This window comes from Collinsella sp. LCP21S3_C7 (assembly GCF_052118485.1).
GTDB lineage: Bacteria > Actinomycetota > Coriobacteriia > Coriobacteriales > Coriobacteriaceae > Collinsella.
The window spans coordinates 1-13,864 of sequence record NZ_JBQKHC010000012.1 but is presented as its reverse complement, the minus strand read 5'-3'; the positions used below and the strand labels follow the sequence as shown (position 1 = coordinate 13,864).

Genomic DNA, 13,864 nt, shown 5'->3' with positions numbered 1-13,864 from the left:
GCTGTGGGTTTAATTCGATATGAAAGGGTGACTTTGGTGTCCAAGATGGATTCTACGCTCTCCTATATTACTGACCAGTTGAAGGCGCTGACTTCTATTGCTTCGCCTACGGGCTATACCCGTGCGGCGACTGATTATCTAATGGAAACGTTGCGCGATATGGGCTTTGGCCCCGAGCGTTCCAATAAGGGCAACGTGCTGGTTGAGCTTGGCGGCGAGGGCGAGCCACTTGTGTTGGCGAGCCATGTCGATACCCTGGGCGCCATGGTGCGCTCCATTAAGGACAATGGTCGCCTGCGTCCCACGACGCTCGGCGGGCATCAGTGGTCTACGGCCGACGGCGAGAACTGCACCGTCTACACGCGCGATGGCAATGTGTACACGGGTGTGGTCCTCAATACCGAGCCTTCGGCGCACGTGGCCGACGAGCCGGTCAAGACCATCGAGAAGAACATGGAAATCCTGCTCGATGAGAATGTCGACAGCAAGGATGACGTGCTTGAGCTGGGCATTCAGACGGGCGACATCATCGCTATGGACCCGCGCACCACGGTGACGGAGAGCGGCTATATTAAGAGCCGCTTCTTGGACGACAAGCTGTCGGCCTCCATTTTGCTGGGCTTGGCGCGTGCCGTCGCCGCTGGCGAGGTGACGCTTTCGCGCAAGGTTTCACTGCTCTTTACGGTGTACGAGGAGGTCGGCCACGGTGGCGCTTTCGTGCCGGCCGACACGCGCGAGATGATCAGCGTTGACATGGGTTGCGTGGGTGACGATCTGGGCTGCACCGAGCGCATGGTGTCGATTTGCGCCAAGGATTCGGGCGGCCCCTACAACTACGATCTGGTGACCACGCTGTCCAATATCGCGCGCGAGCTGGAGCTCGATTACGCCATCGACGTGTACCCGCATTACGGCTCAGACGTTGAGGCCACGCTTTCTGCCGGCTACGACATCCGTCACGGCCTGATCGGCCCTGGCGTGTACGCGAGCCACAACTACGAGCGCAGCCACATCGACGGCGTGCGTAATACCTACGAGCTGGTTCGCGCCTACGTTCAGCGCTAGGGGAGCAGCTTGCGACTCGGCTGACCAATCGCTAAAGCCCGATTTCTCGGGCTTTTTTTCGCTTTGGGTAGTTTAGTATTATGATGTATGTAATCTATTAACTAAACGTGTAAATTACTTAACGAGGTGATGTGGTATATGGATACGTCTGAGTACTTGTCTATGGGTGATGCTGCCCGCCTGCTGGGCGTTACGAAAGCCCGCATATCTCAACTTGCCGCATCGGGAACGCTCGCGTGCGATATTGTGGGCGGACGGAAGATGGTCGAGTACAATTCCGCGGTCGCTTATCAAAAGGTCCGCAAACGTGGACGCCGTCCTGCGGCCGATGTGGGGCGCAAGTTTACGCTGATGTCGGCCGACCATGAGGTCGCGCATCTCTCATTTGATCCGTCGCGCGAATTTCCCTTCGAAATCGCGGAGGTCCTCGATGCACAACGAATGCCGTTTGGCACGTGCTCGAGCTCTTCTCCTACGGTGAATAAACGGGAGCTCAACGTGTGGTGGAGCCATCGGTCGGTGCCCGATGTTCGCCCCGGACTCGTCTCGCGCTATCGTGAACTGGGAATTGCCAGTGGCATCGAGGTCCCGGTTCAGTGCCTGGGCCTCTCGCTTTCGGATTGCTATTGGCTGCGGCCGGCAGAATGCGACGGGCTCAAATGGCGAAACCTCAATTACTTCGAGAATGATTTTGAGCGATCGGCGCCCGAGGGACGTTCGGGTTGGCTGGAGGGCATCGGTCTTAAAAATCCCGACAACACATCCGAGGGCGAGCTTCCTAAATCGTGGGTGATCCGAAACGGCATTCGCGTTTTGGCTAAAGGTTGCGGCATGGACGATCAGCGTCCCTTTAACGAGGCGGTTGCAACGGCTCTACATCGTCGCTTGTTGTCGGAGGGCGAGTTTGTTCCTTATACGGTTGAGCGAATGTTCGATGGCCCTGTGTGTCTGTGCGACGACTTTCTTGACGGCCGCGAGGAATACGTTCCGGCTGTTTACGTCAAGGGCGCACTTGGTAGCCAGCGGGGAAACTCGACATACGACCGGTACTGCCGCTTCCTTGGTAAGCATGGAGCAGACGAGGCTGCCGTGAGAAGGTCTATGTCGCAGATGATTGTCTGCGATGCCCTTTTGGCCAACAGCGATCGCCATTGGCGAAACTTCGGCATCATCCGCAATGTCGACACCCTGGAGATAAGGCCTGCTCCGCTGTTCGATAGCGGCAACTGCCTGTGGTACAACGTACCAACTGCCGTGCTCGCAGCTGGGGAGTTTGGGTTTTCTGCTAAGCCGTTTGGGCCCGACCCTTCCGTCCAGCTGGCGCTTGCGGACTCACTCGATTGGTTCGATTCATCGCGGCTCAACGGATTTGTTGATGAGGCGATCGAGATTCTTTCGCAGAGCGAATGGGCCACAGCGGAGGGCCGGCTCGAGTCCATTTGCCGCGGCCTCGAGCGTCGCGTTATCGAGGTGAATGCTGCTGTTGAGGTGCTTCGACACGTGCGGCGATAATCCTGCGGCTACTTGATGGCGGCAGTTACCGTGCCGCCGCCCAGGACGATGTCGCCGCGATAGATAACGACGGCCTGGCCGGGGGCGATGGCTCGCTGCGGCTCGTCAAAGGTCAGAAGCATCTGTCCGTCGGCGCCACGTGTAAGGGTCGCTGCCTGATCCTTTTGACGGTAGCGGTACTTGGTGCCCACGCGAATGTCGCCGGACGCGAGCTCTGCCTCCATGCGGTCGGCAGGGGCGCTCCAAATCCAGTCGTTAGCCGTGAGTGCTGTCGCCGTCAGGTCCTCAGCCTCGCCCAGATGCACAATGTTGTTGGCGGCATCGACGCCCGTTACATACACGGGGCGCGCCATCGCGACGCCCAGGCCCTTGCGCTGGCCGACGGTATAGCGCAGTGCGCCGTCGTGGCGTCCGACCACGCTGCCGTCGCGCCATACAATATCGCCCGGCTCGGCGGCATGCCCGCAGCGGCGCTCGATATAGCCCGCGTAGTCGCCGTCCGTGATAAAGCAGATATCCTCGCTCTCGGCCTTCTTGGCGTTGATGAAGCCCTGCTCGGCGGCAATGCGGCGCACGTCGCGCTCTTTGTCCAACCCTGCCAGCGGAAAGATTGTGCGTGCCAGGCGCTCTTGCGTGAGCGAATACAAAAAGTAACTCTGGTCCTTCTTGGAGTCTTCGCCGCGGTGCAGCTGCCAGGTGCCATCGGGCGCTTGGCTCGTTTTGGCGTAGTGACCCGTGGCAATGTAGTCACAGCCCATATCGAGCGCCGCGTCGAGCAGCGCGCCAAACTTAATATGGCGGTTGCAGATGATGCACGGGTTGGGCGTCAGCCCCTCCTGGTAGGCGGTCACGAAGCGCTCGATAACGTTGCGGTCGAAGGCCTGCTGCAGGTCGAGCACATGGTGAGGTATCCCCAGGCGATCGGCGACGGCCTTTGCATCGGCGATGTCGCGGTCGACCTTGCTCATGCCCGTGACGGGATCGGGCGCAGGGCAGGTGAGGCGCATAGTGGCACCGACGCATTCGTAGCCTTGGCACTTGAGCAGATAGGCAGTCACGCTGGAATCGACGCCGCCGCTCATGGCGACGAGCACGCGCTTATTGTGCATGGGGAGGTTCTCCTTGGTGGCATGTGGCCAAAAAAGAAAAGCGGCGCGGGAGGCTGGTTCCGCGCCGCAGACATTGTAGCAAGTTCGGACGTCTCGTGGGACACCCTGACGGGATGGGCTCAGACCGCCGGGAGAGAGGAGGCAGGTTCGTCCCTGAGCTCAACCTATGGGGAAAAAGGCTCTAGTCCTGGAACAGTGCCGTGGACAGGTAGCGCTCACCGGTATCGGCGAGCAGTGCCACGATGGTCTTGCCCTCGTTCTCGGGGCGCTTGGCTAGCTGCAGCGCGGCCCACACGGCGGCGCCGGACGAAATGCCCACGAGCACGCCCTCCTTGTGGCCCACGGCGCGGCCGGTGGCAAAGGCGTCGTCGTTCTCGACGGGGATGATCTCGTCATAGACCTGGGTGTCGAGGACGTCGGGCACAAAGCCGGCGCCGATGCCCTGGATCTTGTGCGGACCGGCCTGGCCCTTGGAGAGTACCGGGGAGGTGGCGGGCTCGACGGCGACAACCTGAATCTCGGGGTTCTGCTCCTTGAGGAACTCGCCCACACCGGTCACGGTGCCGCCGGTGCCAACGCCGGCGACGAAGATGTCGACCTTGCCGTCGGTGTCGTCCCAGATCTCGGGGCCGGTCGTGGCCTTATGGATGGCGGGGTTGGCGGGGTTCACGAACTGGCCGGCGATGATGCTGTTGGGGGTCTCCCTCTGCAGCTCCTCGGCCCTGGCGATGGCGCCCTTCATGCCCTTGGAGCCGTCGGTGAGCACGAGCTGTGCGCCGTATGCCTGCATAAGCTTGCGGCGCTCGACGGACATGGTTTCGGGCATGGTGATGATCACCTTGTAGCCGCGAGCCGCCGCCACCGAGGCGATGCCGACGCCGGTGTTGCCGCTCGTGGGCTCGATGATGGTATAGTCGCCGCCGCGCACGAGCTTGCCGGCCTTCTCGGCCTCGTCAATCATGTTCTTGGCGACGCGGTCTTTGACGGACCCGGCGGGGTTGAAGTATTCCAATTTGACGAGCACGCGGGCCTTAAGGTCCTCATCGGCCTCAAAGTGAGTGAGCTCCAAAAGCGGGGTGTGGCCGATAAGCTGATCGATGGACGTATAAACCTTGCTCATGGTGAACCTCCAAAGTGTTCAAATGACTGGATACCGTGTGGTTTTACGGTGGCCTAGTAGCTAAACCCATAAACCTTATAGGTTGTTTGTTTAGCTGTTGGCAAGCATAGTAGACACTAAAGCCTAGTAATGCAATAGGAAATAGGAGATTATTACGAGCTGATTAACCACCTTGACTGGAATGGGTATTTTCAAAGCCAATTTTTCGGCTAGAATTTCAACGGATTAAAAGACCGAAAGGCAGCACTATATATGTTGGTTTCTACTAAGGGCAGGTACGCCCTGCGCGTTATGGTCGACCTGGCCGAGCACCAGGCGGCCGGTCGCATCCCGCTCAAAGAGATTGCGGCGCGACAGGGGATTTCCGAGAAATATCTCGAGAACATCTTGGCTACGCTCGTGCGCGCCAACATGCTCTCGGGCATGCGTGGCAAGGGCGGCGGCTACGTGCTCACGCGCCCGCCCGAGCAGTACACGGTGGGAGAGATCTTGCGCCTGACCGAGGGCAGCCTGGCGCCGGTCGCCTGCCTGGATGGCGACTGCAAGGGTTGCTCGCGATCTGATGAGTGCCCCACGCTCGACGTGTGGAAGAACCTGGACAAGCTCATCAACGACTACCTCGACGGTGTGACGCTCGATGCGCTCGTCGCCCCCAACGGGGGCTACGACTACGTCATCTAGCCCCACCAGCCATTTGGGGACGGGGTAGAAATGGTAGATTTTCTTGTCCTCTGAGGCTTGACAAAGGCGAAGGCCGTCCATCGTTGCGATGGACGGCCTTCGTTTTGGCGTGTTGTGGCGGTCCGTATCCGGTTGCTTTAGTTCCTGGCGATGCTGTCGAAGATGCTTCGAGTGATGGACACCAAAATGCTACCCATAAAGGCCGACCCAAAGCTGGCAATGGAGATGCCCGCACCCAGCAGATTTACCGATAGGTAGCTGGCAAGCTCGAGCATAAAGCTGTTGACTACAAGCTGAAAAATACCCAGCGTGATAATGGTGAGCGGCAGCGAGATGACCGTCAGGAGCGGCTTGACGAGCGAGTCGACGACGTTGAGGAACAGTCCCACAAAGGCAAAGCAGACCCAGGCGTCGGCCATGCCGAAGGGCTGAATGCCGGGGACGAGGAACGTGGCGATCGCGATAGCGATTGAGGTCAAAAGCCAGTTGAGCAAGAAGCGCATGGTGGGTTCCTTTCCGGTGCGCGTGACGTGTTGGTGGCGCGTAAGCTCGTTTGCCGCGGCGAATCGGATGGTTGCCTTGGCGTGCGCCTCTGCGTTGGGCGCCCATTGTCTCAGATATTCGTGGAGCTTGCGTGCGCATTCGGTTTCAAAACGGCGTTCGTCCTAAAAAACGCGCCGCTGACAGAGAGTCTTGTCACTTTAGTTTGGTGGTGTGCTAAACTGCTACGGGCAAAAGCTACATGCGTTGCCCTATTGCATAGAATGGGCGAACGATGCCCGGTGCCAGTATCAACTTCGATGCCTTTTGGCGGGTTTGGCGGTGATCGATGAATATCGAGAACATGTTTGACAAGCCTGATGTCAAGCAGCTAGTCCACGCATTTAGTCTTTTGGACGACGAGAAAGATATCCAAGCGTTTTTGACCGATATCTGCACACCGCGCGAGATTTGCGATCTATCGCAGCGTCTGCAGGTCGCGCGCTACCTGGACGAGGGCGAGCCCTATGTCGAGGTTCAGGTCCGTACCGGCGCTTCGTCCACCACGGTGAGCCGTGTATCCAAGGCGCTCAACGGCGAGTACGGTGGCTACCGCAAGATCCTCATTAAGCTGGAGGATGGCGAATAGGCCGCGGCAAAACGAATTGTGAAAAACCGCTCCTCCGGGGGCGGTTTTTATATGCCGAATAATTGGTGCAAAGGGGCCAGGTTCGCTTGCACCAACGGACGAGTCTGCCCCCTTGGCACCAATGCGGTGCAAAGCGACTTGTCTCCAAAGCGCCAAAAGATGAAGCTGCGGTGGCAATGTGTCCGCTTGGGCGGGTAGGATGGATGCATTGATTATTGCGAACAGTTTGAGTGGAGGGCCATGCCTGTTCGAATCTATACCACTAATGCCGGCACGGATTTGAGCGATGCCGAGTCGGCGCTGCTTGCCGACCTTATTGCCCGCCACGGGCGTGCCGTGCTGCTGGCGCCAACGTTTGCCGAGCTCGACCTGTGCCGTCATGATGCGGCGGAAGCCGGCGTTTCGCTGGGCATCGATTACAAGACGCCCGCGTCGTGGCTTCGCTCGCTTTGGGAGCTTTTGGGCGACGGGCGCGGTTTCGTCGACAACCTGCAGCGCCAGATGCTGTTTTCGGACATGGTCACGCGTCTCGATGATGTCGACCTGCAGCCGCTTTCGCGCAGCCAGGGCACGGTGCGCATGCTTGCGCGTATGGCCCGCGATGTGCTGCCAGGTGTGGCGGGGACAGCTGCCGAGCGATGCCGTGGCAACAATTGCCGGCCTGAGCCAAAAAGCGATGCCGAGGCTCGTGTGTTCGAGCTTTTGCGTGCCTACGCGGGCGGTTTGGACCGTCGAGATATGGTCGAGCCCTGCGAGGCGGCTGACATTATGGCCAGCGCTCTGGCCGATAATCTGCCGGCGTGCGCCCGTGCCGTCTGTGTACGCGGCGTCACGTCGTTTACGCACGGTCTGCTCGAGCTGCTGTCTGCTGTGGCGAACAGTGGGGGAGAGGTCGTCGTGCTGCTTGCTCGCGAGCAGGCGGCGATGCGCGAGGAACTTGCCGCGGCATTTGATGCCAGCGGTGTGCTGTTTGAGGTCGCGCCGCTGAGGGAGGACGCCGTCGCGTCTGATGCCGCTTGTGGAGCTACCGCTCAGCCTGCCTTTATTGAGGTCGCGGGCCCCCACGCCCGCGCTCATGCTTATGCGGACGCAATTGATGATCTGGTAAAAGCGCGCCAGGGTTTCGGGGCCGACGATACCGCCGGCCTCTCCGCCGACCCCGTACGCGTGCTCGTTGTTTCTGCCCGGGCACCCCAGCTGTTCGGTGAGCTCGCCTCTCGTCTGGCGGCTCGTCATATCGCTGCCGAGACAACTGAATTCACGGCGTTTTCCCAATCCATTGCGGGCAGGCAGTTTGCGGCGCTTGCCAGCTTGATCGAGCGCATGAAGGCGGCCGATGAGGGTGTGGCGTCAAAGACCGAGTGGTGGCCCGCGCCTGAGCTTGCCGACTGGATCTACAGCCCGCTTTCGGGCGCTGATGCAGCCAATGCCCGTATCTTCGATAAGAATATGCGTCTCTCGCGTAGCAAGACTACCGCGGGCGTTAAGAGCCTGCTGCAGAGCGTGCAAGGCCAGGTGAGGGGCGCACGCAAGGCGGCGAGCGACGAAAACTGGTTTAAGAACGTACCGTGTGTGGTCTCGGACGTGTTCCAGGCACTGTGGCGCGACAAGCCCGTGACGGCGCTCAAGGCCATGCTTGCCGTTGCCGAGGCGTTGCCCGATCGCTCGCTGGGCAGCCTGGATGGCCAAGCTCGTCGCCAAGCGGAGGCGGCCCTGCTGCGCCACGCCATCGACATCCTTATGAATGACGCCCGCGCGCTCGATGTGTCGCAGGCCGCGACCGTGCCCGTGCTCGATGGCATTCGCACCAAGGTGGACAAGCGTAGCACCGCCTACGATTACGAGACCTACGAGGTTGACGGTGCGCCACGTGCCCAGGTTCGCTTTGCCTCGCTTGCCGATGTGGCGGCTCTGCGCCCCGGCAGCTACGATGCCGTGCTGTTTGCCGATGTCGATCTGGACAGCTATCCGCTCTCACACGAGGAAGGACCGCTGGCCACGTTGGCTGCGAGCCTTGGTCGCGAGGGCGTGACGCTTGAGCCTGCGGCCTTGTTGCGCGTGCGCTTTGGCCACGCGATGCGGGCGGCACGTGGCCCGGTTGCGCTTGCGCGCGTGACGCACGATCGCCAGGCGCGCGAGTGCTATCCGGCTGCCGTGTGGACCGAGTTGCGGGCGCATGCCGAGGCCACCGGTGCCGCTCAGGTGACATGCGTGGGCGAGGGCGATATCGTAGGTGATTTTGACCCTGCAGCCGGCAAGGGCCTCAAGCGCGAGCGCGTGGCATGCGAGGCTCCTCAGCATTTGAGCGAGGCGGCCGTGCCATATCTGGTCTTGCGCCGTCGGGACGGCGAGGGCGAGGACGCGCCGCTTGTACCGCGTCTGACGTCTGCCTCGCAGATCGAGGCCTATTCCACCTGCCCGCTGTGCTGGTTCGTCTCGTATCGCGTTAAGCCCCAGTCTATCGACGCGGGTTTTGGCAACATGGAGAAGGGCAACTTTGTCCACGACGTGCTGGAACATCTGCATGCCCGTTTGCCCCAAGAGGGCATGGAGCGTGTGACGCCCGAAAACCTGCCGCGTGCGCAGGAGCTGCTGCACGAGGTCTTTGCCGAGACCTTGGCCGAGCACGCCGGCAAGCGTGGCAACGAGGGCCCGCTGGTACCGCTCTCTGCGGTGGAGGAGCGTCAGGTGGCCGAGATCCTGCCGCAGCTGGAGGGCGTGCTTGCTTACGAGTCCGAGGCGCTTGCCCCCTTCGCTCCGCGCTACCTGGAGTTTGCGTTCAACGAGCTCCAGGTCGAGTATGCCGGCTGGCCGCTCGGCGGGCGCATCGACCGTGTGGATGTGGATGCCGAGAATCGCGCTGTGGTGATTGACTACAAGCATCGCACGGGCGTTGAGGAGTTTAAGCTCGCCGACCCTACGGTGCGCGACGAGGAATCGGGCACGGCGCCCATCGACGATCCGCGCTGGTTGCCGCCACATACCCAAACGCTCATCTACGCCCAGGCCATGCGCCGGGCGCTGGATTTGGATACCCGTGCGGCGCTCTATTTTTCGACCAAGGGCGGCAAGCCGGCGTTGCGCGGTGCCGCGAGCGCCGAGCTGCTCGAGGAAGAGCGTGGCGACGGTCGCATCCCGGGCCTTAAGAAAGGTTTCCCCGGCGAGGGTGGCAGCATGGACTTCGACGCCCTGCTCGATCGCGTGGAGGCCGGCATCGCCGAGCGCTTGCGCGAACTCGAGGCGGGCAACGTCACTGCTGTCGACCCGGCGTCGACGCAGGCCGCGCATGCCCGCTGCTCGTATAACCACGAAGGAACGTTTGTAAGGAGGGACGTGTAGACCATGGATCTTTCGACCTTGATGCCGCAACAGCTGCAGATCGTCAAGACGCTCGACCGTCCGCTGTTTGTCTCGGCGGGCGCCGGTTCGGGCAAGACCTTTACCCTCACGCGCCGCATCGTCTACGCGCTCTCGCCCGATTCCGGTCCGTTCGTCGAGCATCTGGACCAGGTGCTCGCCATTACCTTTACCAAGGATGCCGCGGCCGAGATTCGCGATCGCGTGCGCCGTGCGCTTATCGACGAGGGCATGGACGAGGAAGCGCTGACCGTCGACGACGCGTGGATCTCGACCATTCACGGCATGTGCTCGCGTATCCTGCGCGCACACGCGCTGGAGTTGGGCATCGACCCCGAGTTCACGGTGCTCACCGATACCGACGAGCTCATGGACCAGGCTGTTGAGCATGTGCTGGCCCGCGCGACGGCACCCGATGCCGCCCCCGAGCTCGCGGCATCGCTCAAGGCCCTCTACGCCTGGTATCCCATGGCGGGCGAGGGCGGCCCCTTTGGCGCCGGCACGACCATCAAGGGCCTGGTACGCGACCTGCTGGAGCTCTCGAGCCAGCTGCCGGGCGGCATGGACGACGTGCGCGTGGCGCGCGGCCAGGCCGATACCTCGGCGCTCGCCGATGCCTATCGATCGGCGCTGGGCGCAAGCAAGGCCGCGACCGAGAAGGCGCAGACGGCGCTCGATGCCATCGACGCGTTCGAGGCGAGCGGCAAGACCATGGCCGATGCGGCGCGACTCATGATGTCGTGCACCATGCCGCGCGCGAGCAAGGCGTTCCCCAAGGAGCAGGTCGAGCTGCTCAAGGCCGAGGCCGCCGATGCATTTATCAATATCGTGCTTGCCTGCGGTGGCCCCGCGCTCGATGCACTGGTGGGCTTGGCCCGCTCTGTAGAGGCCGAGTATCGCGCACTGAAGGCTGCCCAGTCCGCCCTCGATAATAACGACCTGCTGCGCATGGCCTACGAGGCCCTGCGCGATTACCCTGCCATTCGTGCTGCGTACGAGGGCCGCTTTAAGATGGTCATGATCGACGAGTTCCAGGATACCGACCAGATGCAGGTCGACCTGATCCGTTACCTGACGGGTGCGGGGGAGCGCGCGCTGTGCACCGTGGGCGATGCGCAGCAGTCGATCTATCGCTTCCGCGGCGCCGAGGTCGAGGTGTTCCGTCGCCAGGAGCGCAAGGTGGAATCGACGGCGGCGTCGGAGACGGTTGCCACGTCCGATGCCCCCGCCGGCGAGCTCGTCAAGCTCGTGCGCAACTTCCGCAGCCACGACGAGGTGCTGCGCTATGTGGCCCGCGTCTTCGACGGCGATGACGGCGGCCTGATGCAGGGCTTTTTGGATCTTGAGGCGAGCGACGGCCGCAAGGACACGCTGGTGGCGGATGCCTCGCGCCGCCAGGCCCTCTTTGTTGCCGGCGGCAGTACACAGGAGCGCACACAGGCCAAGGCCCGCGCGATCGCGGAGCGATTCCGCGCGCTTGCCGATGCCGGCCAGCCCCAGGGCGGCATGGTGCTGCTGCTGGGCCGCATGACCAACGCAGACGTCTACGCACAGGCCTTCCGTGACCAGGGGCTCGACTGCGTCATCGCGGGCGGCTCGGTCTTTGCCCAAGCTGCCGAGGTGCAGACGGTGCGCGCTCTGGTTTGTGCCCTCGCCAATCCGGCCGATACGGCGCAGGGCCTTATGCCACTGCTGGCCTCGCCGATGTTTGCACTCGGCGCCCAGGAGTTTTTGGCGCTGGCGACCAAACTCGACGATCAGACGGGCGAGACGTCGCGCCGCAACATCGATGCGGGCATCATGAGCGATTCCGATGTGCCGGGCTTGCAGGGCTTGCCGCTCGTGACGCGTGCCCGCGAGGTGCTGCGCTACGCACTGCGTCGCGTGGGGCGTGATTCGTTCGCCGCCATCGCGCGCGACGCGGTCAATGCCTCCGGCTGGTTCGTGCGCCTGGCGCAGCGCGGCCCCGAGGGCAAGGCCATCGCCGCCAACGTGCTCAAGGCGCTCGATGCCGTGGCCGAGGCGGAGGCCGAGTTCGGTAACTCGCCGCGCTCCATTGCGCTTGCCTTCGATCGCTTCCTGGCGGGCAAGGAGGCCCCGGGCGCCCTCAACGAGGAGGGCGACGGCGCGGTGCGCATCATGACGGTTCATGCCTCCAAGGGTCTGGAATATCCGGTCGTGGCGGTCGCCGAGTGCTTTGGCGTGCGTAAGTCCTCGGGTGCGGCACAGATGGGTCGTGTCGAGGGCGGAGCGCAGGTCGTGGCGCTGCCGGCACGCTTCGACGGCGTTAAACTCGCGGACGGCACGTTCGTAAAGGGCGATGACGTCAAAAAGCAGTTTGAGCATGCGTTTAAGGGCAAGGGCACGTCGCTGTGGCTACCGCCGGAGCTCATGGAGGACGTCTGTGCGACGGGTTCTCCCGCCGAGGCATTTGCCCGCCTGCGCAACGACGACCTGCAACTTTCGCTCGAGGAGCGGGCCCGTTTGCTCTATGTTGCCATGACCCGTGCGCGCGAGCTGGTGATCTTGGCGATGGATGCCGGCGTGAGCCGTGGCAAGGTGACGGCGCCGACCTTCGATGTCGAGACCGATCTGACCTACGACGTGCTGCGCCGCATTCTGCCGACCGACGCTCTGGACATGCCGCAGCTCGATGCCGACCGCCTGGTATTCGACAACTCCCAGCCGGGCGACTACGAGCTCATTTCGCTTTCGGACTTTACCTTTGGCGAGCAGGCGTTTGAGGCCAACGCCTCGCTGGATGCCGAGGGCAGGCTCGTTCGTGGCGATACCGATGTCGCCGATAATGCTGCGCACTCAACCGTGCCCGGTCCTGCCGACCCCAAGCCCGATTCGTTTGAACTCGTATATCCCCAGGCGGCGGGCGTGCGCATGGGCACGTGTCCGTTTCCGGCGCGTGATTCGTACAGCTATTCGTCGATCGCCGCGGCGCTCCATGCCGAGACGGAAGACCGTGCCGCCGAGGCGCGTGTTCCCATGGACGAGGCAGGCGACGATGCCGAGTCGGATGGCTCGGAGATGGCCGATGCAGACGTGGCTGCTGTCGAGCCCGCCGGCAACCCCATGGCGCTGGGCTCGGCGTTCCATGCCGCCTGCCAGTGGCTCATCGAGATGGGTGCCGATGCGCTGCCCGCTGAGCGTGCCGATGCGCTGACGCGCCTGTGGTGCCTGACGCCGGAGCAGTGCGAGCGTTTTGACGTTGCCCTGAATCGCTGGCTCAGGTCGTCGGTCCGTGCCGAGCTTCTTGCCTGGCCGTGCGTCCGTGCCGAAGTGCCGTTCTTCTCGCTGGGCTGCGAGGACAAGGACATTGCCCGCTTCGGTGCATATGCCGAGGGCGCCATCGATGCGCTGGCGACCGACCCGGCCGATCCGTCACGCGCACTGGTCATCGATTACAAGACGGGTGGCACGCCGGATGAGACACCCGACCAGCTGCTCGAGAAGCACGCCCTGCAGGCGCGCGTCTATTCGGATGTTCTGCATAAGGCGGGCTTTAAGACGGTGACCGTCAAGTTCGTCCGCGTGGAGCAGACGGCCCCAGCTGTCTTAGTCGAGCTCGCCGAGCCCCAGGTGGTCACCTACAACCTCTAACCCTCAGATAATGTGCGGTGGGATCCCTCCCGATTCCACCGCGGCTCAGGGGTAGCTAATTTGGGACGGGGCTCTTTTAGCTACCCCCATACATCGGTTGAGATGTATTCCGACCCCGACTCGTTCGCCGTCAGCCAAAGGGTAGCTAAAAAAGCCCCGTCCCAAATTTGAACTGCACCCCAAAACTTGGACGGCTTAAATAAGAACTACGCCGCAAGGGACTGTCTCCGGAACTCCTCCGGGGTCAGTCCCTTCAGTTTAACCTGGCGCCTCCTCGTG

At 62.3% G+C, this 13,864-nt stretch carries 10 protein-coding genes; 6 read left to right on the top strand and 4 right to left on the bottom strand.

The features are described from left to right. The first annotated feature begins 45 nt into the window (after window positions 1-45). Together ACTQ1E_RS05790 and ACTQ1E_RS05785 are read left to right on the top strand one after the other, a co-directional pair. A complete protein-coding gene (locus ACTQ1E_RS05790; RefSeq protein WP_117635086.1) occupies window positions 46-1,065 on the top strand; it encodes a M42 family metallopeptidase in 1,020 nt (339 codons plus the stop codon). A 138-nt stretch (window positions 1,066-1,203) separates the two neighbouring features. Further along, on the top strand, window positions 1,204-2,577 hold the full coding sequence (locus ACTQ1E_RS05785; protein ID WP_441067517.1) for a hypothetical protein: 1,374 nt from the start codon (window positions 1,204-1,206) through the stop codon (window positions 2,575-2,577). A gap of 8 nt (window positions 2,578-2,585) precedes the next feature. Here the strand turns inward: ACTQ1E_RS05785 and mnmA are convergent, their stop codons facing one another. Both mnmA and cysK read right to left on the bottom strand, forming a co-directional pair. Beyond that, the gene (gene mnmA, locus ACTQ1E_RS05780) at window positions 2,586-3,809 is read right to left on the bottom strand and encodes a tRNA 2-thiouridine(34) synthase MnmA (RefSeq protein WP_441565284.1); all 1,224 of its coding nucleotides are present in this window, start codon (window positions 3,807-3,809) and stop codon (window positions 2,586-2,588) included. A 58-nt stretch (window positions 3,810-3,867) separates the two neighbouring features. Next, the gene (gene cysK / locus ACTQ1E_RS05775; protein WP_441054804.1) at window positions 3,868-4,806 is read right to left on the bottom strand and encodes a cysteine synthase A; all 939 of its coding nucleotides are present in this window, start codon (window positions 4,804-4,806) and stop codon (window positions 3,868-3,870) included. A gap of 252 nt (window positions 4,807-5,058) precedes the next feature. Between cysK and ACTQ1E_RS05770 the strand changes: the two genes are divergently transcribed. After that, window positions 5,059-5,487 (top strand): RrF2 family transcriptional regulator, encoded by a 429-nt coding sequence (locus tag ACTQ1E_RS05770; protein ID WP_154515923.1) that lies wholly within the window; start codon window positions 5,059-5,061, stop codon window positions 5,485-5,487. 137 nt (window positions 5,488-5,624) lie between these two features. Here ACTQ1E_RS05770 and ACTQ1E_RS05765 read toward each other — a convergent pair whose 3' ends face one another. Further along, window positions 5,625-5,990: a phage holin family protein gene (locus tag ACTQ1E_RS05765; RefSeq protein ID WP_427717799.1), complete on the bottom strand. Its 366-nt coding sequence runs from the start codon at window positions 5,988-5,990 to the stop codon at window positions 5,625-5,627. Window positions 5,991-6,316: 326 nt separating this feature from the next. Between ACTQ1E_RS05765 and ACTQ1E_RS05760 the strand changes: the two genes are divergently transcribed. From ACTQ1E_RS05760 to ACTQ1E_RS05750, 3 genes are all read left to right on the top strand, one after another. Continuing rightward, window positions 6,317-6,616, top strand: coding sequence for a YerC/YecD family TrpR-related protein (locus tag ACTQ1E_RS05760; protein ID WP_154515917.1), 300 nt, complete (start codon window positions 6,317-6,319; stop codon window positions 6,614-6,616). 240 nt (window positions 6,617-6,856) lie between these two features. Then, window positions 6,857-9,955: a PD-(D/E)XK nuclease family protein gene (locus ACTQ1E_RS05755; RefSeq protein WP_441540509.1), complete on the top strand. Its 3,099-nt coding sequence runs from the start codon at window positions 6,857-6,859 to the stop codon at window positions 9,953-9,955. Window positions 9,956-9,958: 3 nt separating this feature from the next. Further along, entirely contained in the window at window positions 9,959-13,585 is a 3,627-nt protein-coding gene (locus ACTQ1E_RS05750; protein ID WP_441565248.1) for a UvrD-helicase domain-containing protein, read from the top strand. Between the two features lie 206 nt (window positions 13,586-13,791). Here ACTQ1E_RS05750 and ACTQ1E_RS05745 read toward each other — a convergent pair. After that, window positions 13,792-13,864, bottom strand: a 73-nt coding sequence (locus ACTQ1E_RS05745) for an IS3 family transposase (RefSeq protein ID WP_441015707.1), incomplete at its 5' end; no start/stop codon positions are given.